The 25,629-nt window shown below is 63.3% G+C and carries 22 protein-coding genes; 7 read left to right on the top strand and 15 right to left on the bottom strand.

The genetic code is table 11. From position 1 onward, the window contains the following. Positions 1 to 20: 20 nt before the first annotated feature. The 3 genes from C4J86_RS16520 to C4J86_RS16510 all read left to right on the top strand — a co-directional run bounded on the left by C4J86_RS16520 (position 21) and on the right by C4J86_RS16510 (position 3,668). Positions 21 to 1,100, top strand: a complete 1,080-nt coding sequence (locus C4J86_RS16520; RefSeq protein WP_124371189.1) for an alcohol dehydrogenase catalytic domain-containing protein — start codon at positions 21 to 23, stop codon at positions 1,098 to 1,100. 2 nt (positions 1,101 to 1,102) lie between these two features. Further along, complete coding sequence (locus tag C4J86_RS16515) at positions 1,103 to 2,635, top strand: FGGY-family carbohydrate kinase (protein WP_124371188.1); 1,533 nt, start codon at positions 1,103 to 1,105, stop codon at positions 2,633 to 2,635. Positions 2,636 to 2,942: 307 nt separating this feature from the next. After that, complete coding sequence (locus C4J86_RS16510; RefSeq protein ID WP_124367547.1) at positions 2,943 to 3,668, top strand: SDR family oxidoreductase; 726 nt, start codon at positions 2,943 to 2,945, stop codon at positions 3,666 to 3,668. Here the strand turns inward: C4J86_RS16510 and C4J86_RS16505 are convergent. The 14 genes from C4J86_RS16505 to C4J86_RS16440 form a co-directional block, all read right to left on the bottom strand. After that, positions 3,665 to 4,669, bottom strand: a complete 1,005-nt coding sequence (locus C4J86_RS16505; protein WP_124371187.1) for a LacI family DNA-binding transcriptional regulator — start codon at positions 4,667 to 4,669, stop codon at positions 3,665 to 3,667. The two genes, C4J86_RS16510 and C4J86_RS16505, sit on opposite strands and share 4 nt — an antisense overlap. 58 nt (positions 4,670 to 4,727) lie before the next feature. Then, positions 4,728 to 5,591, bottom strand: coding sequence for a LysR family transcriptional regulator (locus C4J86_RS16500; RefSeq protein ID WP_124367546.1), 864 nt, complete (start codon positions 5,589 to 5,591; stop codon positions 4,728 to 4,730). Positions 5,592 to 5,737: 146 nt separating this feature from the next. Then, positions 5,738 to 7,144: an amidase gene (locus tag C4J86_RS16495; RefSeq protein ID WP_124371186.1), complete on the bottom strand. Its 1,407-nt coding sequence runs from the start codon at positions 7,142 to 7,144 to the stop codon at positions 5,738 to 5,740. Next, positions 7,141 to 8,409 carry a Zn-dependent hydrolase gene (locus C4J86_RS16490; protein ID WP_124371185.1) on the bottom strand — a complete coding sequence of 423 codons (1,269 nt, stop codon included), beginning with the start codon at positions 8,407 to 8,409 and terminating at the stop codon, positions 7,141 to 7,143. The genes C4J86_RS16495 and C4J86_RS16490 overlap by 4 nt, the downstream gene beginning before the upstream one ends. A gap of 13 nt (positions 8,410 to 8,422) precedes the next feature. After that, a complete protein-coding gene (locus tag C4J86_RS16485; RefSeq protein WP_124367543.1) occupies positions 8,423 to 9,118 on the bottom strand; it encodes an ABC transporter ATP-binding protein in 696 nt (231 codons plus the stop codon). Further along, on the bottom strand, positions 9,118 to 9,867 hold the full coding sequence (locus tag C4J86_RS16480) for an ABC transporter ATP-binding protein (RefSeq protein ID WP_124371184.1): 750 nt from the start codon (positions 9,865 to 9,867) through the stop codon (positions 9,118 to 9,120). Before C4J86_RS16480 ends, C4J86_RS16485 begins: the two co-directional genes overlap by 1 nt. Then, a complete protein-coding gene (locus C4J86_RS16475) occupies positions 9,864 to 10,874 on the bottom strand; it encodes a branched-chain amino acid ABC transporter permease (RefSeq protein WP_124371183.1) in 1,011 nt (336 codons plus the stop codon). Before C4J86_RS16475 ends, C4J86_RS16480 begins: the two co-directional genes overlap by 4 nt. 1 nt (position 10,875) lies before the next feature. After that, a complete protein-coding gene (locus C4J86_RS16470) occupies positions 10,876 to 11,736 on the bottom strand; it encodes a branched-chain amino acid ABC transporter permease (RefSeq protein WP_124371182.1) in 861 nt (286 codons plus the stop codon). A 41-nt stretch (positions 11,737 to 11,777) separates the two neighbouring features. Then, positions 11,778 to 12,980 carry an ABC transporter substrate-binding protein gene (locus C4J86_RS16465; RefSeq protein WP_124371181.1) on the bottom strand — a complete coding sequence of 401 codons (1,203 nt, stop codon included), beginning with the start codon at positions 12,978 to 12,980 and terminating at the stop codon, positions 11,778 to 11,780. 224 nt (positions 12,981 to 13,204) lie between these two features. Then, the gene (locus tag C4J86_RS16460) at positions 13,205 to 13,972 is read right to left on the bottom strand and encodes a FadR/GntR family transcriptional regulator (RefSeq protein ID WP_124367538.1); all 768 of its coding nucleotides are present in this window, start codon (positions 13,970 to 13,972) and stop codon (positions 13,205 to 13,207) included. A 108-nt stretch (positions 13,973 to 14,080) separates the two neighbouring features. Then, complete coding sequence (locus C4J86_RS16455; RefSeq protein ID WP_124371180.1) at positions 14,081 to 14,836, bottom strand: alpha/beta fold hydrolase; 756 nt, start codon at positions 14,834 to 14,836, stop codon at positions 14,081 to 14,083. 108 nt (positions 14,837 to 14,944) lie between these two features. Beyond that, positions 14,945 to 16,357, bottom strand: a complete 1,413-nt coding sequence (locus tag C4J86_RS16450) for an efflux transporter outer membrane subunit (RefSeq protein ID WP_124371179.1) — start codon at positions 16,355 to 16,357, stop codon at positions 14,945 to 14,947. Continuing rightward, the gene (locus C4J86_RS16445) at positions 16,350 to 18,323 is read right to left on the bottom strand and encodes a MacB family efflux pump subunit (protein WP_124371178.1); all 1,974 of its coding nucleotides are present in this window, start codon (positions 18,321 to 18,323) and stop codon (positions 16,350 to 16,352) included. The genes C4J86_RS16450 and C4J86_RS16445 overlap by 8 nt, the downstream gene beginning before the upstream one ends. A 1-nt stretch (position 18,324) precedes the next feature. Further along, complete coding sequence (locus C4J86_RS16440) at positions 18,325 to 19,494, bottom strand: efflux RND transporter periplasmic adaptor subunit (protein ID WP_124371177.1); 1,170 nt, start codon at positions 19,492 to 19,494, stop codon at positions 18,325 to 18,327. Between the two features lie 256 nt (positions 19,495 to 19,750). On the opposite strand from C4J86_RS16440, the gene C4J86_RS16435 reads away from it, so the two are divergent. The 4 genes from C4J86_RS16435 to C4J86_RS16415 all read left to right on the top strand — a co-directional run bounded on the left by C4J86_RS16435 (position 19,751) and on the right by C4J86_RS16415 (position 23,914). Next, positions 19,751 to 20,233, top strand: a complete 483-nt coding sequence (locus C4J86_RS16435; protein WP_124363428.1) for a sigma-70 family RNA polymerase sigma factor — start codon at positions 19,751 to 19,753, stop codon at positions 20,231 to 20,233. Between the two features lie 120 nt (positions 20,234 to 20,353). After that, a complete protein-coding gene (locus C4J86_RS16430; RefSeq protein WP_124371176.1) occupies positions 20,354 to 21,691 on the top strand; it encodes a lysine N(6)-hydroxylase/L-ornithine N(5)-oxygenase family protein in 1,338 nt (445 codons plus the stop codon). A gap of 172 nt (positions 21,692 to 21,863) precedes the next feature. After that, a complete protein-coding gene (locus C4J86_RS16420; RefSeq protein ID WP_124371175.1) occupies positions 21,864 to 23,084 on the top strand; it encodes a putative DNA modification/repair radical SAM protein in 1,221 nt (406 codons plus the stop codon). Beyond that, the gene (locus tag C4J86_RS16415) at positions 23,081 to 23,914 is read left to right on the top strand and encodes a TIGR03915 family putative DNA repair protein (protein WP_124371174.1); all 834 of its coding nucleotides are present in this window, start codon (positions 23,081 to 23,083) and stop codon (positions 23,912 to 23,914) included. The genes C4J86_RS16420 and C4J86_RS16415 overlap by 4 nt, the downstream gene beginning before the upstream one ends. Positions 23,915 to 24,473: 559 nt before the next feature. Here the strand turns inward: C4J86_RS16415 and C4J86_RS16405 are convergent. After that, a complete protein-coding gene (locus tag C4J86_RS16405) occupies positions 24,474 to 25,598 on the bottom strand; it encodes an IS481 family transposase (RefSeq protein WP_124369797.1) in 1,125 nt (374 codons plus the stop codon). Between the last annotated feature and the right edge of the window lie 31 nt (positions 25,599 to 25,629).

Here is a 25,629-nt window from a genome sequence, read left to right as displayed (position 1 = left end):
ATCAACACAGGACGAACACCATGGACAAGCACACCGAGATGCAAGCCGTCGTCTGCCACGGCCCCAAAGACTACCGCCTGGAGCGCATCGGCAAACCCCAGGCGCGCGCCAATGAACTGGTGATCCGTATCGCCGCGTGCGGTATCTGCGCCAGCGACTGCAAGTGCCATTCCGGCGCGGCGATGTTCTGGGGCGGCGACAACCCCTGGGTCAAGGCGCCGGTGGTGCCGGGCCACGAGTTTTTTGGCTATGTGGTGGAGGCGGGCGAGGGCGCCGAGGAACACTTCGAAGTGGCGGTGGGTGACAAGGTGATCGCCGAGCAGATCGTGCCGTGCGCCAAGTGCCGTTTCTGCAAGTCGGGCAAATACTGGATGTGCGAAGTGCACAACATCTTCGGCTTCCAGCGTGAAGTCGCCGAGGGCGGCATGGCGCAGTACATGCGCATTCCCAAGACCGCCATCGTGCACCGGATTCCCGAGTCGGTGTCCCTGGAAGACTCGGCGCTGGTCGAGCCGATGGCCTGCTCGATCCACACGGTCAACCGTGGCGATATCCAGTTCGATGACGTGGTGGTGATTGCCGGCGCCGGTACCCTGGGCCTGTGCATGGTGCAGGTGGCGGCGCTGAAGACGCCGAAAAAACTGGTGGTGATCGACATGGTCGACGAGCGCCTGGCGTTGGCGAAGAAGTTCGGTGCCGATGTGGTGATCAATCCGTCCCGCGACAACGCCCGCGAGATCATCAACGGCCTTACTGATAAATACGGCTGCGACGTGTACATCGAGACCACCGGCGTACCGGCCGGCGTCACCCAGGGCCTGGACCTGATCCGCAAGCTCGGGCGTTTCGTCGAGTTCAGCGTGTTCGGCGCCGAGACCAGCGTGGACTGGTCGATCATCGGCGACCGCAAGGAGCTGGACGTGCGCGGCGCCCACCTCGGCCCGTATTGCTACCCGATCGCCATCGACCTGTTCGAGCGCGGCCTGGTCACCTCCCAGGGCATCGTGACCCATGACTTCCCGCTGGATGACTTTGCCGAAGCCTTCGAGCTGGCCAATTCCACGAAGTCGATCAAGGTCTTGTTGAAGCCGGTGCTCTGACCATGGACTACGTGATCGGGGTCGACATCGGAACCCAGAGCACCAAGGCGCTGCTGGTGGATGCCCACGGCACGCTCATCGCCCAGCACAGCCAGGGGTATCGCGTGGATACCCCGAAAGTGCGCTGGGCCGAACAATGGCCGCAGGTCTGGTTGGCGGCGGTCGAGGCGTGCGTGGCGCAGTGCATGGTCAAGGCCGGTGTGGAGCAGGCGCAGGTCAAGGCGCTGTGCATCAGCAGCCTGTATGGCGGTTCGGGGATTGCGGTGGATGCGCAGATCACCCCGTTGCACCCGTGCCTGATCTGGATGGACCGGCGCGCTGGCGAGCAGGTGCAGTGGGTGCGTGAGCACATGGACCTGGAGCGGCTGTTCGCGATCACCGGGAATTCGGTGGACAGTTACTACGGCTTCACCAAGATGCTCTGGCTCAAGCAGTATCGGCCTGAGGTGTGGGCCAAAACGCGCTACCTGCTGCCGCCCAACAGCTACATCAACTGGTGCCTGACTGGCGCGCTGGCGGTGGACCACAGCAGCGCCGGCAATATCGGCGGTGTCTACGATGTGGCTGCGCGCAGTTGGTCGGGCGAGATGCTCGACGCGCTGGGCATCGCGCAATCGATGATGCCCGAGCGGTTGGTGTATTCCGGTGAAGTGGTGGGCGGTCTGCTGGAAGACTGGGCCGACCGCCTGGGCTTGCAGGCAGGCACGCCGGTGCTCGCCGGTGGCGTGGATGCGGCCATGGCGACCCTGGCCGCAGGCGTCACCCAACCGGGAAACCATGTGGCGATGATCGGCACCAGCATGTGTTGGGGCTACCTCAACCAGCAGGTCGACGCGCACCACGGGTTGGTGAGCATGCCTCACGTCTATAACGGCCATCGCGACCTGTACATCTTCGGCGGCGCGATCACCGCCGGGGCGTCGGTCAGCTGGTTTCGCGAGCAGTTCTGCCAGGCCGAGGAGCAACAGGCCCAGGCCACCGGCCAGGACAGCCTGGCGCTGCTGGAACAGGGCGCGATGACGATCCCGGCGGGCAGCGAGGGCTTGTTGTTCCTGCCGTACCTGATGGGGGAGCGCAGCCCGGTATGGGATGACCGCGCCAGTGGCAGTTTTGTCGGGTTGAACCTGTATCACACGCGCCTGCACCTGTACCGCGCCGTGCTCGAAGGGGTGAGTTTTGCCCTGCGCCACAACATCGAAGCCGGCACCCAGGGCGCGCATTCCCTTGACCCGCGTTTGATCGTGGTGGGCGGTGCGAGCCATTCGGATCTGTGGATGCAGATCATCGCGGATGTGACGCGCTACCCGGTGTACACCATTGTCCAGGAAGTCGAAGCAGCGCTCGGGGCCGCATTGTTGGCGGCGCATACGGTGGGGATGGTCAGTGATGGGCAGATGGATAAGGGCTGGGTGCAGTTGACGCTGCGCGCACAGCCCAAGCGCGAGAACGTCGCGATCTACGACCAGGCGTTTTCCGAATATCTGAAGCTCTACCCAGCCCTGAAACCGATCATGCACAACCTGCAAGCTACCTGAGCCAACACCGCCCAAAAATGTGGGACGGGGCTTGCTCCCGATAGCGGTGGGTCAGTCACAGCAGCAGTGGCTGACACACCCTCATCGGGAGCAAGCCCCCTCCCACAGGGGATCTTCGTTGTTTTCGGAATTTCATTTATGCAGGCCAGCTTTGCACCTCGGCCCCACCTGATTCAACACCATCCAAATGTGGGAGGGGGCTTGCCCCCGATGGCGGTGGGTCAGTCACAGCTGCATTGGCTGACACGCCCTCATCGGGAGCAAGCCCCCTCCCACAGGGGTTCTTCATTATTTTGGGAATTCATTTATGCAGGCCAGCTTTGACTTCACCCGTCACCGCATCCTCGTCACCGGCGCCAGCAGTGGCATCGGTCGCGAGATCGCCCGGCAGCTCATCCTCAGCGGCGCTGAAGTATTCGCCCTGGGCCGCGATGCTCAAGCTTTGGCCGAATTAGGCTGCCATACCCTGAGCCTGGATATCGCCGACAGCGCGGCCCTCGATAAAGCATTGCAAGACTTGCCGCCCCTGCACGGCCTGGTCAACTGCGCCGGCATTTCACGCCTGGAGCCCGCCGTTTCCATCAGCGCTGCGGCCTTCGACCAGGTGATGAACGTCAACGCCCGCGCCGCTGCGCAGGTGGCCAGCCGTGTCGCGGCGAGGATGATCGAGGCGAGCATCGCCGGCAGTATCGTCAACGTGTCCAGCCAGGCCTCGCTGGTGGCCTTGGATGATCACCTCGGCTACTGCGCCTCCAAGGCCGCGCTGGATGCGATCACCCGCGTGCAATGCGCTGAATGGGGCCGCTTCGGCATTCGCGTCAACAGCGTCAACCCCACCGTCACGCTCACGCCGATGGCGACCATGGCCTGGTCGGATCCGGCCAAGCGCGATCCGGCGCTGGCCGCGATTCCCCTCGGCCGGTTTGCGCAAACCGTGGAAGTGGCGTTGCCCGTGCTGTTCCTGCTCAGCGATGCCGCCAGCATGATCAGCGGCGTGAGCCTGCCCATCGATGGCGGCTATACCAGCCGCTAGCCGTTCTCCAGCTGCCCGGCGATAACCACCTTGTCCCGGGGTTTGTGCGGGTCTTGCAGGCGATCAAGCAGCAGGCGCACCGCGCTGCTGCCAGCCAGGGATGCGTCGTGGGCCACACAGGCGATGGGCACACCGAAAATGTCGGCGAAGGGCAGGCGGTCGATGCCGCAGATGGTCAGGCTGTCATGGGCGATGTTGTGCATGCGCAACGCGCGCAGGGCGCCGAGGGTGATCAACTGGTTGAAACCCATGATCGCGTCCGGCGCCGAGTGCGCGGCGAGGTAGTCGAGGGTGTGCAGGTAAGACGGCATCAACGTGTAGTCCCCGGCCTGCACTTCGACCTGTACCTGGGGATGTTCGGCGAGCACTTCGCGCAGGCCCTTGAGGCGTTCCACGGTGATGCGCGAGTGCTCGGGGCCGGTCAGCACCAGCAGGCGCTCCAGGTTCGGGGTCTGGCGCAACAGATACTGTGCGGCCTGGATGCCGCTGTGGTAGTTGTCGAGCACCACGCGGCTGAATGGGCTGTCATGCAGCGTGCGGTCAAGCAGCACCACCGGCGTCTTGCCGTTGCCCAGGCGCTCGAGATAGTCGGGCTGGTAGCTCGGCTCATCGGAGACCGGCGACAGGATGATCCCTGCCACGCGATACCCCAGCAGGGTATCGACGGCCTTGCTTTCCAGTTCTTCCAGCTCATCGGTGTCCACCAGCATGATGGTGTAGCCGTGTTTTTTCGCTTCGCGGGAAATCGCCTTGATCATCTCGCTGTAGAACGGGTTGTCCACCGACGCGGTGATCACACCGATGATCAGGCTCTCACTGCGCTTGAGCCCGCGCGCGAAGGCGTTGGGCACGTAGTCGAGCTCGCGCGCCACTTCCAGAATGCGCGCCAGGGTGGCGGGTTTGACCAGGTCAGGTTTGCTCAGCGCCCGGGACACGGTGATGGTGGTCATGCCCACCCGTTTGGCGATGTCGCTGATGGTGACGGACTTTTTCTTGTTCATCGGTAAGGCTGCGAGAGGAAACACCCGCAGGCTAGCATGGGCGCAGGGGCAGGGTGATTCAAATCAGCGGGTCCCAGCGTTGGGACCAGTCACCTTCGGCCTTGACCACCTCGCGCAACAGCGTCAACGCCTGCTGCAGCACCGCCGAGTCCCGGGCCCGCGAGTACACCAAATAGGTCGGGAAACTGAACTCCGGCGCCTTGGCCACGCGCTGCATCACGCCGCTGTCCAGGTAGCTCTGCACCACCCGCGTGCGGAAGTACCCGGCGCCGCCGTTCTCGAGGATGTACTGCAACGCCAGCGGCCCCAGGTTGAAACTCACCGCCGCGCGCGCCCGGTCGGGCAGGGCGGCGTCGTGCTGCTGGCGAAAGCCTGGGCCCCAATCGATATACACGTAGGGCTCGGGCTTGCTCGCCAGTTGCACCAGGATCAGTTTTTCTTCCAGCACCTGCTCCACCTGCAAGCCCGGCCAGTACTGCGGCTGGAACACCAGCGCGGCGTCGAGCACGCCCAGTTCCAACTGGCGCAACAGGTACTCGCCTTCACGCACTTCAGTGCGCAACGCGTGCCCCGGTATCCGCTCGCGCAGCGCCTTGGCCCAGCCGAGCATCAACGGGTTGCACAGGCTGACTTCGCCGCCGATATGCAGCACATTGCGATAGCCATCGGGCAACGGCAGGTCACGGCGTGCCGCTTCCCAGGTTTGCAGCAACTGGTTGGCGTACACCACGAAGGCCTCGCCATCGGCGGTCAGCCTGGCCCCGGCGCGATTGCGCACGAACAGCGTACTGCCCAACTGGTTTTCCAGGTTTTTCACCCGTGCGGTGATGGCGGTCTGGGTGACGTGCAGTTTCTCCGCCGCCGCGGCCAGGCTGCCGCAGCGGGTGATTTCGAGGAAGGTGCGTGCCAGTTCGATGTCCATGAAGCCCCCCGGAAATGAATGGAGGGCATTGTAGTGGAATGCGGTCAAAACTGTGGGAGGGGGCTTGCTCCCGATGGCGGTGGGTCAGCTAGGGATGTAGTGGCTGACACACCGCCATCGGGAGCAAGCCCCCTCCCACATTGGATCTACAGTGTTCCGGTGATTGGGGCTTGCAGGTGTTGGGTGGGGAATGCCTTGGCGTAGGCGTGGCACACCCTCAACACCTGCTCATCGGCAAACCGCGCGCCCACCACGTGCAACCCCACCGGCAGCCCATTCGCCGCCAGCCCGCACGGCACCGACGCGGCCGGTTGCTGGGTGAGGTTGAAGGGGTAGGTGAACGGCGTCCACTGCGTCCATTCCTCCAGGCCCGAACCCGGCGGGACGGTATGCCCGGCCTCGAACGCGGTGATCGGCATCATTGGTGACACCAGCACGTCGTAGTGCTCATGGAACGCCGCCATCCGCGCGACCAGCGCCGCACGGGCTTCCAGGGCCGCATTGAAATCATCCAGGCTCAAGCGTTCGCCTCGTTGCGCAATGCGCAGCAAACCGGGATCGAGCAGTTGCTTGTGTGCCTCGCTCATGCTGCGAGTCAGGCGCGCGGCGCCGGCGGCCCACAAGGTGCTGAACACCTCCAACGGGTCGCTGAAGCCGGGGTCGATCTGTTCGACATGGGCGCCCAACTGCACCAGGCCATCGACCGCTGCGGCGACCACCCTGGCCACCTGCGGGTCCACATCCACGTAACCAAAGGTGGGGCTGTAGGCGATGCGCAATCCCTTCAGGTCGTTACCTGGCGTCAGCCACGGCGTGGTCCTTGGCGCACCGATCAGCCCGTCCCGCACGTCCGGCTGCGCCACGGCCTGCAGCATCAGCACGCTGTCTTCCACGGTGCGCGTCATCGGGCCCAAGTGCGACAGGATCGTCATCGAGCTTGCCGGCCATTGCGGCACATAGCCAAAGGTCGGCTTGATGCCGAAGGTGCCGGTGAACGCACAGGGAATCCGGATCGAGCCGCCCGCGTCGCTGCCCTGGTGCAGCACGCCGAGGTTCAGCGCAGCCGCCGCCCCGGCGCCACCGGACGAACCGCCTGCCGTGGTGCGGGTGTCCCAGGGGTTGCGCGTGATGCCGTACAGCGGGTTGTCGGTGACGCCTTTCCAGCCGAACTCCGGGGTGGTGGTTTTGCCCAGCAGCACCGCGCCGGCCTTGCGCATGAAGGCGGTGAAGGGCGCATCGACGTCCCACGGCCCTTCGGCGGACGTGGTGCGCGAACCCTTGCGGGTGGGCATGCCCATCGTCAAGGTCAAATCCTTGATCGAGGCCGGCACGCCATCCAGCGCGCCGCAGGGCTGGCCTTTGAGCCAGCGTTGCTCGGCGGCGCGTGCCGCATTCAACGCACCTTGCGGGTCCACATGGCAGTAGGCATTCACCAGCGGGTTATAGCGCTCGATACGCAACAGCGCATCCTCGGTGACCTCCACCGGCGACAGGGTCTTGTCGCGAAAATGCTGCAGCAGTTGCACCGCCGTCAGTTGGCCTATTTCGCTCATGGCTGGGCTCCCTGTGCGGCATTGACCATGGCGCGCAGCAATACCGCGCAACCCGCCGCCAGGTCATCCGGCGCGGCGTTTTCGATTTCGTTATGGCTGATGCCGCCTTCACACGGCACAAAGATCATCCCGGCCGGGCCCAGTTCGGCGACGAAGATCGCGTCATGCCCGGCGCCGCTGACGATATCCATATGGCTCAAGCCCAAGGCCTTCGCGCCGTCGCGCACGGCGTTCACGCAGGTGGGGTTGAAGTCCAGGGGCGGGAAGTCGGCGGTGGGGGTCAGTTCGAACGTCAAGCCGTGCCGGGCGGCGCTGGCTTCGATCACGCCGCGCACTTCGTCGACCATGGCGTGCAACTTGTCCGCATGCAGGTGGCGCAGGTCGAGGGTCATGTGCACCTGGCCGGGAATCACATTGCGTGAGCCGGGGTGCAGGCTCAGGCAACCGACGGTGCCGCAGGCGTGAGGCTGCTGCTGATGGGCGATGCGGTTGACCGCGCTGACCACCTCGGCGGCTCCCACCAGGGCGTCCTTGCGCAGGTGCATCGGCGTCGGCCCGGCATGGGCTTCGACACCGGTAAGGGTGAGGTCGAACCATTTCTGGCCCAGGCAGCCCATCACCACGCCGATGGTGGTGGCCTGGTCCTCCAGCACCGGGCCCTGTTCGATATGCGCCTCGAAATACGCGCCCACCGGATGGCCCAGCACAGGGCGGGAGCCGGCATAACCGATGCGCTGCAACTCTGCGCCCACCGACAGGCCATGTTCGTCCTGTTTGTCGAGGGTGTCCTGCAGGTCGAACTTACCGGCGAATACCCCGGAGCCCATCATGCACGGCGGGAAGCGCGAGCCTTCTTCGTTGGTCCACACCACCACTTCGATGGGCGCTTCGGTTTCGATTTGCAGGTCGTTCAGGGTGCGGATCACTTCCAGGCCGGCCATTACCCCGTAGCAGCCATCGAACTTGCCGCCGGTGGGCTGGGTGTCGATGTGGCTGCCGGTCATCACCGGGGGCAGGGCGGGATTGCGCCCGGCGCGGCGGGCAAAGATATTGCCGATGGCATCCACGCTGACGCTGCACCCGGCGGCTTCGCACCACTGCACGAACAGGTCACGGGCCTGGCGGTCCAGGTCGGTCAGGGCCAGGCGGCACACGCCGCCTTTGGCCGTGGCGCCGAGCTTGGCCAGGTCCATCAAGGATTGCCACAGGCGGTCGCGATCGATCAGCGGGGCGTTGCTGGTTAGCGGTTGCGCAAAGCTGTTCATGGGCATTCTCCGGTCAGGCACTCAGGGCCAGGTAGCGATTCTTGATGGTCGGGTCGGCGCGAAAATCTGCGGCGCTGCCTTCGTACACCACGCGGCCCTGTTCGAGTACGTAATGGCGGTCGGCGAGCTTGTCGCAGACCATCAGGTTCTGTTCCACCAGCAGCACGGGCAGGCCGTCGTCCTTGACCTTGCGCAGGATCTTCACCAGTTCGTCGACGATCACCGGGGCCAGGCCTTCGGTAGGTTCATCGAGGATCAGCAGCTTGGGATCGTTGAGCAGCGCGCGGGCGATGGCGAGCATCTGTTGCTCGCCGCCGGAGAGTGCATGGCCGGCGTTCTTGCGCCGTTCCTTGAGGCGCGGGAACATGCCGTACACATCCTCCAGCTGCCAGCGGCTGGTCTTGCGGGCGGCGATGCGCAGGTTTTCCTCGACGCTGAGCAGGCGGAAAATCCCACGGTTCTCCGGCACCAGCGCCAGGCCCTGGCGCGCGATTTGAAAAATCTTCTGGCCCACCAGCGCCTGCCCGTTGAAGTGAATCTGGCCCTGGCGCGGGCAGATGATGCCGAGGATGCTGCGCAAGGTCGTGGTCTTGCCGGCGCCGTTGCGCCCGAGCAGCGTCACCAGTTCACCGGGGTTGACGGTCAATGACACGCCTTCGAGCACGTGGCTCTTGTCGTAGTAGGAATGGATATTCTCGACGATCAGCATCAGGCGGCCTCTCCCAGATAAGCACTGCGCACACGTTCATCGGCGCGCACGAATTCCGGCGTGCCTTCCACCAGGATCTGCCCGTGGCTCATCACGGTGATGCGTTGGCTGATGGACATGACGATGCTCATGTTGTGTTCGATCAGCAGCACTGTGTGGTCGCGGCCCAGATCGCTGATCAGTTGGGTCATGATCGGAATGTCATCGATGCCCATGCCCGAGGTGGGCTCGTCGAGCATCAGCAGTTTGGGCCTGGAACAGATCGACATGCCCACTTCCAGGACCCGCTGCTGGCCGTGGGACAACTCGCCGGCCAGGGTGTCGGCGCGGGCGGTGAGTTGCAGGCGTTCCAGCACCTGGTCGGCCATCTCCAGGTGTTCGCGCTTGCTGTCCACGCGGCGCCAGAAATTCAGGGCGCGCGCACCGTCACGGCCCTGGGCGGCCAGGCGCAGGTTTTCGCGCACGCTGAGGTTCTGGAACAGGCTGGTGAGCTGGAACGAGCGCGCCATGCCCAGGCCGACGCGGGCATGGGCGGGTTTGCGCATCAGGTTCCTGCCGTCGAAATGGATCGCGCCGGCAGTGGCTTGGCGCTCCCCGGTGAGGCAGTGAAACAGGCTGGTCTTGCCCGCGCCGTTGGGGCCGATGATGGTGTGGATAGTGCCGGCTTCGACCTTGAGGTTGACGCCATTGACCGCATGGAACGCGCCGTAGGCCAGTTCCAGGTCTTGGGTTTCCAGCAGGATGCTCATAGTCCTTCCTCCTTGGCGACGACGGCGGTTTTGCGGCTGCCGCGCACCTTCTCGAACAGCGACACCAGGCCGCCCCACAAACCGCCGCGCATGAAGACCACCACCACGATTAGGATCACCCCCAGCAGCATCAGCCAGCGCGGCCACAGGTCGGAGAGGAAATCGCCGAGCAACACGATGGAACCGGCACCCAGCAACGAGCCGAACAGCGAGCCGGTGCCGCCGACGATGGTCATGATCAGGATGTTCTCGGACATCGCCAGGTCGATGTTCGACAGCGGCACAAAGTGCAGCAGCATCGCGTACAGCGCCCCGGCGATGCCGGTGACCGCGCCGGACAACACAAACACCAGGATCTTGAAGTGCCGCGTGTCGTAGCCGATGGCCGAGGCGCGGGTTTCGTTTTCGCGGATCGCCATCAAGGTGCTGCCGAACGGCGAGGCGATAACCCGGCGCGCGCCGATAAAAATCAGCAGGAACAGCGCGGCGACAAAGCCGTAGAAGGCGCGGGCGTCGGCCAGTGACAGCAGCACGCTGTCACCGATACGGATCTCCGGGCGCGGCACGCTGAGCAGGCCGTTGTCGCCGCCGGTCCAGTCGCTCAGGGTGTAGGCGACAAAGTAAGCCATCTGGCTGAACGCCAACGTGAGCATCACGAAGTAGATGCCGGTGCGGCGGATCGCCAGGGCGCCCACCAGCAACGCCAGGAAACCACCGACGACGGCAGCACCCAGCAACGCCGTGAACAGGCCCCATTGCAGGTGGATCATCAGCAACGCCGCGCAATACGCACCGGCACCAAAGAAAATGCCTTGGCCGAACGACAACAGCCCGGTGTAGCCCAGCAACAGGTTGCAGGCCAGGGCGGCCATGGCAAAGATCAGGATTTCGCTGGCCAGGGTCGCCGAAGGCAATATCAACGGCAGGCCGATCAGCACCGCCACGACCCACAGCAACATGGCGCGCGATTGCGTCTTGGCAAACGGCAGGGGGGTTTTCTCGCTCATGTCAGGCTCTCCCGAACAGGCCGTAGGGGCGTACCAGAATCACCACGGCCATTGCGCCGTAGATCATCAGGCTCGCGCCCTGGGGCCAGAGTGTGGTCATCAGGCTTTGCACCACGCCCACCAGCAAACCGCCGACCAGCGCACCGCTGAACGAACCCATGCCGCCGATCACCACCACCACGAAGGCGATGCCGAGAATCTCCGGGCCCACGAACGGCTGCGCACCGCGCAACGGCGCGAACAGCACACCGGCCATGCCGGCCAGGCCAACACCAAGGGCGAAGGTCATGGAGAACAGGCGGAAGATATTGGTGCCCAGCAGCGATACGGTTTCGGTGCTCTCGCTGCCGGCGCGTACCAGTGCACCGAAGCGCGTGCGTTCCAGCAGCAGCCACAGGCCCAGGCCCACCACCGCGGAAAACACGATGAGGAACAGGCGGTAGTAGGGGTAGACGAAATCGCCCACCACCAGCACGCCGCGCAGCAGTTCCGGTACCGCGACGCTCTTGCCCACCGGGCCCCAGATCATCACGCTGGCTTCCTGGATGATCAACGCGATGCCCAGCGTTACCAGAATCTGGAACATGTGCGGCAAGTGATAGATGCGCTGGATCAGCAGGCGCTCGATCACCCACGCCAGCGCGGCCACCATCAGCGGCGCGATCAGCAACGCCAGCCAGAAGCTGCCGGTGAGGCTGACGGCGGTGTAGCAGATATAGGCGCCCAGCAGGAAGAACGCGCCGTGGGCGAAATTGACGAAGTTGAGCAGGCCGAAGATGATCGTCAGCCCGACCGCGATCAGGAAGTAGATCATTCCCAACCCGAGGCCGTTGAGTATCTGGAACAGGTAAAGATTAAGCATGCGCAAGCCCTCAGCAGGATGCCGGTGCGATAGTCAGAAACTCAGACGAGCGTGCAGCCCGTGGCTTCCACCGGCGGGAAGGACTGGCCGGCGCTGAGCACCTTGGCCAGGTCGTCCTTGTCGGTCATATCGGCGGCGGCCTTGCCTATCAGCAGGTAGTAGTCCTTGATCACCTGATGGTCGCCGGCGCGGATCGATTCCTTGCCGGTCGGGCCTTCATAACTCAGGCCCTGCAGGGCCTTGGCCACGGTCGGCCCGTCGAAGCTGCCGGTAGCGACGATGGTCTCGAGCATCACCTTGGTGCTGATGTAGTCAGCGGCGAGCGGGTAGGTGGGGTTGATGCCGTATTTGGCCTGGGTCAGCTTGACCAGCTCGCGGTTGAGCGGCGTATCGACCTGGTGCCAGTACTGCGCACCGAGGTACACGCCTTCGAGAATATCGCTGCCCAGTTCCTGGAACTGGTCGAGGCCGGCGGACCACACCAGCAGCACCTTCATGCGTTCCTTGATGCCGAAATTCACCGCCTGGCGCAGGGTGTTGGATGACTGGCTGCCGAAGTTGAGCAGCACCAGTACATCGGGCCTGGTGGAGATGGCGTTGGTCAGGTAGCCGGAGAATTCCTGCTCCTGCAAGGAGTGGTAGCTGTTGCCGACGTGTTCCAGGCCGTGTTCCTTGAGTACGTTTTTCGCGCCTTCGAGCAAAGCTTCACCGAACACGTATTGCGGGGTGATGGTGTACCAGCGCTTGGCGTCCGGCAGCAGCTTGATCAGCGGCAGCATGGTTTCGCGGATGGCGCCGTAGGTGGGCACCGACCAGCGAAACGTGGCCTTGTTGCAGTCCTTGCCGGTGACCTCGTCGGCGCCCACCGGGGTCATGAACACGCCGCCGACTTTGTCGACCTCCTTGGCCACTGCCAGGGCCGACGAGGACAGCGTGCAGCCCTGGAAGAACCGCGCGCCGTCCTGCTGAATCGCCTCCTGCACCTTGCGCACCGCCTTGCCGGCATTGCCTTCGGTGTCGATGACCTTGTAGTTCAACGGGCGGCCGAGCACTTGCGGGTGCTGCTCCACCGCCAGGCGCGAACCCATGTCGGCAAACTTGCCATAGCTGGCAAAGGCGCCAGACATGGACTTGAGGCCGTAAAAGGTAAAGGGCTCGGCGGCGAATGCCGCACGCACGCTCAGCGGGAGGCTGAGGGCGGAGGCGAAGGTGAGACTGGCTTTCAATAACGTACGACGCTGCATGGGGTGACTCCCTGGTTTAGTTATTGGCAGGAGCGGCAAGGGCGATACGGTGGAGCAAGGGCCTGTGGGCAGGCTTTTATGGGATAACTCGATTCAGCGGGTGAACTCGGTCAAGTGTGGGAGGGGGCTTGCTCCCGATAGCGGTGGATCAGGTACAGATGCAGTGGCTGACACTCAGTCATCGGGAGCAAGCCCCCTCCCACATTGGATTTGTGGTGTTTGGGTTAAGAGTGATCGAACTCCAGCAGGAAGTGCGGGCTGACTTGGCCTTCCAGTGCAGTCATGTGGTGTTCGGCATCGCACATGTGTTCATGCATCAAGCTGCGCACCGCGCTTTCATCCCCAGCGCGAAAGGCGATCAGCAATTGCTTGTGGTAGTCGAGGTTGGCCGCATCGAACTGTTTGCGCTTGGGCTTGTAGGCTTTTTTCAGCACCACCAGGTCGCGCAGCAGGTCGTTGAGGAACTGCGCCATGAAACCGAGCAGCGGGTTGGGGCAGGCCTTGGCCAGCAGGTTGTGAAATTCCAGTTCCGCCAGACGCTGTTCGCGCTGGCCGGCTTCGCTGTCTTCGGGGGCGCTGCAAAAGTCCACGTTGTCTTGCAAGGCCTGGTAGTCGCTCTCGCTCAAGCGCCCGAGCACCGACAGCGCCAGCTCCACTTCGATGACCTTGCGCAGTTGATACACCTGCTCGCCATCCAGGTGCTGGAAGTGCAGGTAGTTGCGCAGTGCGCGGCTGGCGGGTTCGGTGCCGGCCTGGTTCAGGTAGGCGCCGCCGCTGGGGCCGGTGCGCGTACTCACCAGGCCTTCGACTTCCAGCGCCTTGAGCGCTTCGCGGGCCGAGCCCTTGGAGCACTGGAAGCTTTCCATCAGCTCGCGTTCGGTGGGCAAGCGGTCGCCGGGCTTCAAGGCGTCGGTGACGATGGAGCGCTTGACCGACTCGACGATCACATCGGACAGCTTCTGGCGTTTGCGGCGTAGTGGACGGCTCAGCATGGTTTCGATTTATCGTATTAATGCGGATAAATAGCACTTAATAACGATCGGGCCGCAGCGTCAACGCAGGGTGTCGTTTCTGGTATCAACAGGTCGTAAACGTCAGGGTCAGTCCCAGCCGCCACGGTCGAGGCAGCGTGTGTTCGCCGGTGGCCGTTTGCCGAAAACCAGAAAATCACCGAGCCAGCGGCTGACACAGCCGTCACCGCTGGCCTGGGCGGGTTCCTTGAGCAGCAGCAGCTCGACGCCGGAAGCCACAGGTTCGCCGCGCCCGGCGTTGACCAGCACCATGCGCGCGATGCGTTCGGGAAACAGCGTGGCATAGCGGTTGCCCAGTCGCGCCGCGTCGGCATTGCCGACGTAGTTGAGTTGAGCCTCGCCCAGTTGCTCACGGACATACTCCATATCCCGCGCCGCCTGTTCGACGGCGGCGTCCTGTTGCAGGTCGCGGGGGCTCAGTTCGATGACGTCGTAGCGGTCGACCAACGTGCGGTAAGCCTGGGTGGCATAAGACTCCCAGCGGCCGACCAGATGCAGGGCAAAGGTGGCGTTTTTAGCTGCACGCGGGTCGCCGGACTGGATAAACACCACGCCCTCACGGTTGAGCGGGTCGCGTGCGCCGACGCGTGTCACGCTCAGGCGTAGGCGGCCGCGGCCGGGTGCGGCATGGTCGCGGGGCACCGTCACCTGGCCGCATTGGGTGCGCGCGAGGACTTCGGGGTCGAGGCGTTCAAACGCCGGGAAGGGGCAATCCAGTAACCAGTCAATGGCGGTGGGCGTGATCAAGGGATCGGCCAGGGCCAGGTGGGCGATCAGCCAGGCGCCGAGGCAAACCAGGCATTTTCCAACAACGCTGGGTTTCATTAAAAGGTCCTGGAAGAGCCGTGTGAAGGCGGCTTTTTTACCAAGGACCTTGGGTCTAATAATGTAAGGCGATTAAACGGTTTGTGTACGAAACTGGAGTTTCGTTTTTCAGTTGCCGCTACTCCAGCCACCGCCCAGCGCTTTATACAACGCGATGCTGGCCTGCAAGCGCGACAGTCGCAGTTGCACGTTCAAGTCCTGGGCCGCGTACAAGGTGCGTTGGGTTTCCAGCACCGTGAGCAAATCCTCGGCACCGGCCTGGTAACGGCTTTCTGCGATCTGGAACGCGGTCTGTGCCTGTTGCAGCTCCTCGGCTTGCCATTGGCGCTGCTGGTCCAGGCGGGTGATGCTGCTGAGGGCTTTTTCCACGTCGGCAAAGCCGTTGATGATCGCCCCTCGGTAGGTGTGCAGCAGCTCATCCTGGCGCGCGCGGGCCTTGTCGCGTTCCGCGCTTAAACGACCGTTGTTGAAGATCGGCGCCACCAGGCCCGAGGTCAGGGTGTAGAACGGGCTGCGCAGGATGTCGTCGGCTTTGTACGCGCCCGAACCCAGGGTCGCGCCCAGGGTGACGGCAGGCAACATCGCCGCACGGGCCACGCGCACGTCGGCGCTCGCCGCCGCCAGTTGTGCCTCGGCCTGGGCCAGGTCGGGGCGCCGGCTCAATAACTGGCTCGGCACGCCGGGCCCGATGCTTGGCCAGGTCAGTGCCTGGAACGCCTCGTTGCCCAGGGCCAGCGCCTGCACGGGCTGGCCGAGCAACGCGGCAAGGGTGATCCGCGAATCTTCGGCCAACTGCTCGATCAGCGGCAGTTGCCGTTGCTGGCTGGCCACCAGGCTTTTCTGTTGCGCCAGCTCCAGGGCTGTGGCGGAACCGGCGTCGTAGCGGGTTTGCACCAGCTTCAGCACATTGCGCGCATTCGCCAGGTTCAGCTCGGCGATCTGCAGGCGCTGGCGCGCGGCCAGGGTTTGCGCGTAGCGGTCGGCCACGTTGCTGAGCAGGGTCAGCTCAACGTTGGCCTGGTCGAACTGGCTGGCCTGCAGGCTCTGCAGTGCGCCGTCCCGTGCGGCGGCGCGGCCGCCCCAGAAGTCGAGTTCGTAGCTGGCCGTGAGGTTGGCGTCATAGCTGCTGACGGTTCTGTTGCTCTCGGTGGCGTTCAGGTCCGAGTTGCCGCTGCCGCGCAGCAGCTTTTCACGGGTGGCGGTGAGGTTGAACTTGACCTCAGGCAGCAGCGGCGCGCCGGCAATCACCGCCGTTGCCTGCGCCTGGCGCACGCGGGCCATGGCGGCGGCAACGTCGAAACTGTCACGGCGGGCCTGGTCGATCAGGCGGTTGAGCGAGGGGCTGCCAAATTGCGTCCACCAGCGCTGGTTGGCGGCTTGGCTGGCCGCGCGCTCGGCGTATTGCCAGGCGGCGGGCGGCGCGATGCCGCTGTCGACGGCGGGCGCATTACCCGCACAGGCATTGAGCAACAAGCACAGGCTGAGCAGCGCCAGCGGCGGTGCGAGGGGTCGTTTATTCACTGGTCAACGCCTTAACCGGATCGAGCCGGGCAGCTTTACGGGCCGGCATAAAGCCGAATACGACACCGGTGACCAGCGCGCAGCCAAAGGCGCCGAGCACCGCCATCAGGGAAAACTGCACCGCCACCTCGGCCAGTACCAGCACGCCGCCCACCAGCAAGGCCAGGGCAATACCCAGCAGCCCGCCGACCACCGAGAGCATCACCGCCTCGGTGAGAAACTGGCGCAGGATGTCGCGCTGACGGGCACCGGTGGCCATGCGGATGCCGATCTCGCGGGTACGTTCGCGCACGGTCATCAGCATGATGTTCATCACGCCGATGCCGCCCACCAACAGGGAAATCGCCGCAATCGAACCTAGCATCAACGACAGTGTGTTGGCCGTGCGCGCCTCGGCCTGGATCATCGCGGCGTTGTTGGTCAGGTGATAATCGTCCTTGCCCTGGTGCAGGCGCTTGAGCAACTGATTGATGGCCTGCTCGGCGGCGTTCACCCGGGTGGCGTCGGCTGCGGCAATCACCACGTACTCCGGGTTATAGCTGCCGAACAGGCGGATGCTGGCGGCGGAGTAGGGGATGGCAATGCGGTCATCACTGTCTTTGTTGCCCGAGCTGGAGCCTTTTTCCTGGAGCACGCCCACCACCTGGAACGGCACGTTTTCGATCAGGATGTACTGGCCGATGGGGTTGACCAGGCCTTTGAACAGCTTGTCACGCACCCGGGCGCCGATCACCGCGACGGTGGCGGCGTTGCGTTCGTCGGCTTCGGTAAAGTAGCTGCCCTCGACCACCGGCCAGTTGAAGATGCTCGGAAACTGGGTGTCGTTGCCGCCGACATAGGCGATGTAGTCGATGTTGCCGAAACGCACGCCGGCTTCGGCGCCGTTGACCGGCATGATCCGTTTCACCTGGGGCAGGGTGGCCAGGGCGGCCACATCCTGTGGGGTGATGATGCCCAGGGGCGTGCGCGGGTTGGGCGACGAACCACTGACATACAGGATGTTCGAGCCGAACGCGCCCATCTGCGCCATGACCTGGCGCTTGCTGCCTTCCCCCACGGCCAGCATGACCACCACCGAGGCCACGCCAATAATGATTCCGAGCAAGGTCAGCGCGGTGCGAAAGCGGTTGATCCACATCACGCGCCAAGCCGCTTGCAATGCGTCGAGCAGTTCGGCCTTCCAGGCGCCGTTGTGTTCGGCGCCGTCGACCAGGCGCTGGCGCAGGTCCACGGCCTGCAGCGCAGTGCTGTCCGCTTCGGCGGGCGCGCAGGCCTGGGCGCCGGCCGAGTCGCTGATGATCAGGCCGTCGCGAATCTCGATGATGCGGTTGGCCCGTGCGGCCACTTCGCGGTCATGGGTGATCAGGATGACCACATGGCCCTGGCTCGCCAGTTCGTCGAGCAGGCTCATCACTTCGGCGCCGCTATGGCTGTCGAGGGCGCCGGTGGGTTCGTCGGCGAGGATGATATGCCCGCCGTTCATCAGCGCGCGTGCGATGGACACCCGCTGCTGCTGGCCGCCGGAGAGCTGGTGCGGACGGTTGCCGGTGCGGTCGGCCAGGCCCAGGCGGGTGAGCAGGGCGGTGGCGCGGGCGTGCCGTTCGCTGGCACTGATGCCGGCATAGATCGCCGGCATCTCGACGTTTTCCTGGGCCGACGCCGACGGGATCAAGTGGTAGCCCTGGAACACGAAACCGAAGGCTTCGCGGCGCAGCCAGGCCAGTTCGTCGCTGCCCAGGTGGGCAACGTTTTCACCGGCGAACAGGTAGTCACCGTCGCTTGGGCGGTCGAGGCAACCGAGGATATTCATCAATGTGGACTTGCCGGAGCCGGACGCGCCGACGATGGCGACGAACTCCCCGGCATGGATCGACAGGTCGATGCCACGCAGCACGTCGACCTGCGGGCTGTCGCCGCCGCCGTAGGATTTACGGATGTGCTTGAGTTCGATCAGGGGCGTGGTCAATTCAACCCCCGCTGCTGTCGGCCGGGCCGATCAACAGGTGATCGCCTTCGCTGAGGCCGTCGAGCACCTGGACGCGCAGGCGGTCGCTGACACCCAGGCGCACCGTGCGCTGCTCGATGCTGCCGTTCTTCGCCACCACCCGGGCGATTTGCGTGTCCGCGTTGGGAGTGCCTTGCAGCGCGGCGACCGGTACGGTGAGGACGCCCTTGACCTGGTTTGCGACGAAAAACACCTGGGTGGTCATTTCCGCCATCAGCGCGTTATCGGCGTTGTCCACGTCCAGCAGCACCGTGTACAGCACCACGCGGCCGCTGCCACTTTTGCTGGCGCTGCTCGGGCTGCCGCTGCCCTGGGTTTCGTTCAAGGGTTTGGGCGGAATCGGCAGGATCTGGCGCACGGTGCTGGTCCAACGCCGGCTGCCGCCGCTCAAGGTGGTGAAGTACGCGCTCATACCGGGTTTGACATGGCCGATATCCGCTTCGGAGACTTCGGCCCATACGGTCATCGGCGACAACCTGGCGATGCGCAGAATCAGCGGGGTTTGTTGTTGCGCGTTGAGCGTCTGGCCGACCCGCGCATCCACCGCGACCACGGTACCGGCCATCGGCGCATAGATACGCGTGTAACCCAGTTCCGCTTCGTCGCTGCGCAGGCTGGCCCGCGCCTGGCGGATCTGCGCCTGGAACATCTCGACCCGCGCCTGGGTCGCGCTCAGTTCGGCCTTGGCGGTTTGTACATCCTCTTCGCGCGTGGCGTTGCCGGCGCTCAAGCGTTGCTGGCGCTGGTACTTCTGGCGCGCCAATGCATGCTGGGCCTTCTGCTCCTGCAACTGCGCCTCAAGGTTTTCGATGGCGTAGCGGCTGGCATCGAGCTTGGCCTTTTGCGTCGAGGGGTCGATCTCTACCAGCAATTGGCCCTCCTTGACCTGGTCGCCGGCTTCGACGTGGATCTTCTGGATCTGCCCGGAAGCCTGGGCGCCCACATCCACATAACGCCGCGGTTGCAGGGTGCCCAGGGCTGTGACGCTGTTTTCGATATCGCCACGGGTGACGGTGACGGTGGCCAGGGTGTCGCGACCCGGCGCCAGGCCTTGCCAGGTGGCAAACGCAACGATGGGAATCAGGCACGCCACCACAAGCAGGGCGCGTCGGGCAGGTCGAGGGCGTTTCATGCGTAGGTTCCAGCCAGGAAAGATCGGGGCGCAGTTGCGCAGAGCTGACAGTTAAACGAAGAAAATGCCGCAGGATTTAGGCGGTTACACGCGCGGTTACAGCACGCGCGGCGAAAAAAATCGGCCGTTGATGCGAGACTTCTTTAAAAGTAGATGAGAATTACTATAAATTGCACCTACTCAAACTGCCATCATCGATGGGCCTGTTCCTACTCGGACTGGCATCGTTAGCACCACGGCCATGGGGCCAGGAGTCATGTTGGAAAACTACTATCGTGAGCTGGTGTGTTTCCTCAACGCCAAGCTGGGCAACCGTCAGGTGGCCGAGGATGTGGTGCATGACGCGTATGTGCGGGTGCTGGAGCGTTCCAGTGACACCCCGATCGAACAGCCGCGCGCGTTCCTGTATCGCACCGCGTTGAACCTGGTGATCGACGGCCATCGGCGCAACGCCCTGCGCCAGGTCGAGCCGCTGGAGGTGCTGGACAGCGAAGAACGCTTCGCCCCGTGTTCACCCCACGCCAGCCACGACCAGGGCCAGCGTCTGGAGCTGCTCGAGCGCGCCCTGGCCGAGTTGCCGGCGGCCTGCCGCGACAGTTTCCTGCTGCGCAAACTCGACGGCCTGTCCCATCTGCAAATCGCCGAGCGCCTGAGCATTTCCCGCAGCCTGGTGGAAAAGCACATCGTCAATGCCATGAAGCATTGCCGGTCACGCATGCGCGAGTGGGAAGCCCACTGATGCGCCGTTAGTTAAATTTTATTTCACTGTCCTCGTTTCCTATCAACACACGGCCTGTTGTGCAGGCCATGAAGGTATTCCCGCCCCAACCGCCAAGGGGCTTATCCAGAGGACACTGGAATGACACAGGCAATTGCTTCGCCCGCGGTTCACGACCTGATCGGTATCGGCTTCGGCCCTTCGAACCTGGCGCTGGCCATCGCCCTGCAGGAGCGTGAAAAGGCCCAGGGCAAACTGGACGTGCTGTTCCTCGACAAACAAGCCGACTACCGCTGGCACGGCAATACCCTGGTGACCCAGAGCGAACTGCAGATTTCCTTCCTCAAGGACCTGGTGACCCTGCGCAACCCCACCAGCCCGTATTCCTTCGTCAATTACCTGAAGGCCCACGAGCGCCTGGTGGACTTTATCAACCTGGGCACGTTCTACCCGTGCCGCATGGAGTACAACGATTACCTGCGCTGGGTCGCCGGGCAATTCCAGGCCCAGGCCCGCTACGGCGAAGAAGTGCTGGCCATCGAGCCGATCCTGCACCAGCAGCAGGTGGAAGCGCTGCGCGTGATTTCCCGTGACGCCCAGGGTGAACAGCATGTGCGCACCACGCGCGCGGTGGTGGTCAGCGCCGGGGGCACGCCGCGTATTCCCGAAGCCTTCAAGGCGCTCAAGGGCGACAGCCGGGTGTTTCACCATTCCCAGTATCTGGAGCGCATGGCCAGCCAGCCCTGTGTCGACGGCAAGGCCATGCGCATTGCGGTGATCGGCGGCGGCCAGAGCGCGGCCGAAGCCTTTATCGACCTCAACGACAGCTTCCCCTCGGTGCAGGTCGACTTGATCCTGCGCGGCTCGGCGCTCAAACCCGCCGACGACAGCCCGTTCGTCAATGAAGTGTTCTCGCCGGCCTTTACCGACCTGGTGTTCCAGCAAGTCGGCGCCGAGCGTGAGCGGCTGGTTGCCGAGTACCAGAACACCAACTACTCGGTGGTGGACCTGGACCTGATCGAACGTATCTACGGCATTTTCTATCGGCAGAAAGTCTCCGGCATCGCACGCCAGGCGTTCCGCACCATGACCGTTGTCGAAAAGGCCACCCCCGGCCCGCTCGGCATCGAACTGGTGCTGCGCAACAACGCCAGCGGCGAAACCAGCGTCGGCCACTACGACGCGGTGATCCTCGCCACCGGTTACGAGCGCCAGATGCACCGCGAACTGCTCGCGCCGCTGCACGCCTACATGGGCGACTTCGAAGTGGCCCGCGACTACCGTATCGTCACCGATGAGCGCTGCAAGGCGGGTATCTATATCCAGGGGTTCAGCCAGGCCAGCCATGGCTTGAGCGATACGTTGCTGTCGGTGCTGCCGATTCGCGCGGATGAGATTGCGGCGTCGTTGTATGCCAATGACCGCAGCCATGATTCAGCGCGTTCGGTGCAGGACCTGTTGTTGGCGACGGCGAGCTGATCTGACCTTGTAGGAGCGAGCTTGCTCGCGAAAAACGTCAACGATAACGTGCCTCTTCTGAATCAACGCGACGCCCTTGCGTTCTTCGCGAGCAAGCTCGCTCCTACAGACGGCACTTGTGACAAGGGGTGGCTGCTGATACTGTACAAAAAACCAGTATTGGTAGCTCTCCATGCAGTTGATCGAAAAACTCAGCATCCTCGCCGACGCCGCCAAGTATGACGCGTCATGCGCCAGCAGTGGCGCACCCAAGCGCAGCTCCGAAGGCAAGGCGGGGCTGGGTTCCACCGACGGCATGGGCATTTGCCACAGCTATACGCCCGACGGCCGTTGCGTCTCGCTGCTCAAGGTGTTGCTCACCAACTTCTGTCTCTACGACTGCCAGTATTGCGTCAACCGCCGTTCCAGCGATGTGCCCCGTGCGCGGTTCAGCCCGGAAGAGGTGGTCACCCTGACCCTGGACTTCTACAAGCGCAATTGCGTCAGCGGCCTGTTTCTCAGTTCCGGCATCATCCGTTCGGCCGACTACACCATGGAGCAATTGGTGCGGGTCGCCAGGCTGTTGCGCGAAGAGCACGACTTTCGCGGCTATATCCACCTCAAGACCATTCCCGAAGCCGACCCGGCGCTGATCGCCGAGGCCGGGCGTTATGCCGACCGCCTGAGCGTGAATATCGAACTGCCCACCGATGCCAGCCTGCAAACCCTGGCGCCGGAAAAGCAGATCGTCTCGATCAAGCAGGCCATGCAGACCATCTACACCGGTGAGCAGACCGTGCTCAACGAACCCCGCGCGCCGCGCTTCGCCCCGGCCGGGCAGAGCACCCAGATGATCGTCGGCGCCGACGACACCGACGACAGCACCATCCTGCACGGTGCCGAAGCCCTGTATGGCAATTACAAGCTGCGCCGCGTGTATTACTCGGCCTTCAGTCCCATCCCCAACAGCCCGAAAAGCGTGCCCCTGGCCGCGCCGCCACTGATGCGCGAGCATCGTTTGTACCAGGCCGATTTCCTGTTGCGCAGCTACGGTTTCAGCGCGAACGAGCTGTTCGAAGGCCCCGGCCACCTGGCCCTGGATATTGACCCTAAGCTGGCCTGGGCCTTGGAACATCGCGAGGTGTTCCCCCTGGACCTGAACCGCGCCGAACCGACCTTGATCGCGCGCATCCCCGGCATTGGCCTGCGCACCACCCAGCGCCTGGTCGACCTGCGCCGCGAACGCAAGATCCGCTTCGAAGACCTGGCGCGCATGCGCTGCGTACTGGCCAAGGCCAAGCCGTTTTTCATCACCAGCGATTACCACCCCCAACAAGCGGACACCACCAGCGTTTTGCTGCGCGAGCAGCTGCGTGATCGCCCGCAACCGCAACAGATGGGGTTGTGGGGATGATCAGCCTGGAATGCGACAACCTGTTCAGCACCTGGCGCGAACAGGCGCGCTGGCTGCTCAGCCATCAGGTCGACCCCAGCCAGGTGAGTTGGGGCGAAGCCGAGGTGGCGGATCTGTTTGCCACCGACGAGCCGATTCCGCCTGGGCCTGGCCCGTTCCAGGCGCGCATTCCCAAGGCGTTGCTGCACCTGCTGGAGTCGGCCGCCTGCTACCACGGCGACCAGCGCTGGAGTTTGCTGTACGAGGTGTTGTGGCGGGTCAGCCATGGCGATCGCACGGCGATGCTGGCCGGTGACAAGTTGGGCAGCGAGTTGCAGCGGCGCATCAAGCAGGTCAGTCGTGAAGCCCACCACTTGCACGCATTTGTACGGTTTATCGCACTGCCGCCGGGGGCAGGGCCGGAGCTGCCGGAGTACGTGGCCTGGCACGAACCGGCCCACGATATTCTGCACAGCGCCAGCCAGCATTTTGTCGGGCGCATGGGCCGGCATCGCTGGATGATCGCAACGCCCCTGGACGGGGTGTATTACGACGGCGAGCAATTGATTCACCAACGCCACTGCCCCGAGGCTTGGCAGCAACTGGCGCAGAATGTCGAGGACCCGCACAGCGCCATGTGGTTGACCTACTACAGCCACATCTTCAACCCGGCGCGGTTGAACCCCAAGGTAATGGAAGGGCATTTGCCGAGCCGGTTCTGGAAGAACCTGCCGGAGGGCAAGTTGATTCCGGGGCTGATCAGCGAGGCGCGTACGGGCAAGCAGAAAGATGGGCAGGCCAAGCTGGTTGGCGCCAAACCCGGCAAACGTATTTCAAGTGGGCACGGTTAGAAAATGTGGGAGGGGGCTTGCCCTGATGCCAGTAAGTCAAGGCGACACCGAACCTGTGGCGAGGGAGCTTGCTCCCGCTGGACTGCGCAGCAGTCCCATTGTTTGGGGCCGCTTCGCGCCCCAGCGGGAGCAAGCTCCCTCGCCACAAGTTAGTTCTCGCTCCTGCTACTTCTTAACTGACTGGCATTAGAGCTTGCCCCCGATGGCCATAGGTATCTACACGATTTTGTAGCACAGCCTACGGTAACCACGATGCGAAGCGAGCCGCTCTTGCTTTTGCTTTTGCTTTTGCTTTTGCTTTTGATCTTAGGCGCCCCGTTAAACCACGCTGGCCGGAATTCGACAGTGATTTGGGGGGTAAACCGGCAGGGATGCCGGTTTAGCCGCCCCGCGCCATGGATGGCGCGTGGCGGCGGCCCCCCAAATCACTGTCGGATTACGGGCACACCGAGCCTAGGCGAGGTGCCGAGTGGTGGGGCAAGAGCGTTTTGCTTACTTTTGCGCTTTTTGTACGGACCGGACACATGGTTGACACCTGTGCGGGGACATAGTGGACACATTATGCCCCGTAGTCAGGGTTATTCACGTCGAAGGTCCGTAGAAATTGATGACAGAAGTAGACGTCAAATAAGCCATCTCTCTCAGCGTTAGGACGTATTGCGATGTGTTGTCCACGCAGACCTTTGGCGATGCTGAAGTAGCGTTTCTGAAAGCGAAATCGACTGTCATAAACCTTAGCCAACACATCATCTGGGCCATATTCAAATTCCGACAGTTGCTGTGGATACGCCCAGGGACTGCTCCGATAGCGGTCCATAGGCACCTTGTAGCCCAGCGCCTGATGAGGGCGCTGCAGGTTATAAACCTCACGCCATTGATCAAAAGCCGATTGAGCCTCCATCAGTGTGGAAAAATAACGTCCATCAAGCACTTCTGCTTTGAGCGAGCGGTGGAAACGTTCGATCTTCCCATTGGTTTGAGGATGGCGAGGACGGCTGAAGCTGATCCGAATTCCCAGGCGAATCAGCCAGATACTCAGTTCTGAAACTTCACCCGGATTGCGTGGCGAGCCCCAGGGAGCGCCGTTATCAACGTTGATCCGAACTGGCAAGCCATAGCGCTGGAAAACCTCGATCATCTTCTCCTTCACCGTGGCTCCCCGTTCGTTATCACAGGCATCAATGGCTAGGCTGAACCGGGAGTGGTCATCCAACAGAGTCAGGGGGTGGCATCGACCTTGTTGCAGTGCGAAATGTCCTTTGAAATCCATCTGCCACAGATCATTAGGCGCGTCGTGCTCAAATCGCAACGTCGCCGTATGTTCCTTCTGAGGCGGTTGAATCAGACCATGGCGGTGCAAGACATTGGTGACGGTGCTGGGAGCAATGCGCTTTTCCAACAGGCTACTAATGGTGCGTCCACCCCATGCTGGATGGGCCTGTCTAAGTGCGATGATTTGGGCTTCCAAAGCCGTCTGAGTCAGTTTAGGGCTGGTCGCTGGCCTGCGGGATTTCTCTTGCAGACCAGGCTGACCCAGCGCCTCGTAGCGTTTGAGCCACTTGTACGCTGTTTGTGGGCTGATACCGAATCGTCGACACAACTCACGTTTGTTGCTGCCGGGTTGCCGTGCTAAGGCAACGAACTCTTCTTTCAGGCTCATGGCGTCTCTCGTAGTCCAAGGCATGATGGCTTTCCGACGAAGTTGGCTCGCCGCA

It is taken from the genome of Pseudomonas sp. R2-7-07 (assembly GCF_003852355.1).
Classification (GTDB): domain Bacteria; phylum Pseudomonadota; class Gammaproteobacteria; order Pseudomonadales; family Pseudomonadaceae; genus Aquipseudomonas.
This window is presented reverse-complemented; position numbering and strand designations above follow the sequence as displayed.